Source organism: Paraburkholderia sp. SIMBA_053, assembly GCF_046534895.1.
GTDB lineage: Bacteria > Pseudomonadota > Gammaproteobacteria > Burkholderiales > Burkholderiaceae > Paraburkholderia > Paraburkholderia caledonica.
Window position 1 is genome coordinate 1 of record NZ_JAWRXU010001112.1, and the last position, 256, is coordinate 256.

The window sequence follows — 256 nt, forward strand, 5'->3', positions numbered from 1 at the left end:
ATGGCAACACTGCCTCGAACAGGCCCTCGCCGATCGGCTGCATCGCCGCCAGCCGATGGCCGCGCGCATCGATCAGCGCGACCGCGCGCGCGCCCGGCAGCAGCGCGCGCACGCGCCTGCGGCCGTCGGCCATGCGATGCGGCCCCAGCCAGGCGAAGGCATCGGCCGGTTCGCCGCGGGCGAGCGCCTGCAGGGCTTCGTTGCGGGCCTCGGCCGGGCCTGCCTCGAACGCGCTGCGCTCGCTCGTGGCCTCGCT

At 76.6% G+C, this 256-nt stretch carries 1 protein-coding gene; it reads right to left on the reverse strand.

The features are described 5' to 3' along the window. The coding region (locus SB753_RS39085; protein WP_410805424.1) for a GlgB N-terminal domain-containing protein at positions 1-256 on the reverse strand (256 nt) is incomplete at both ends.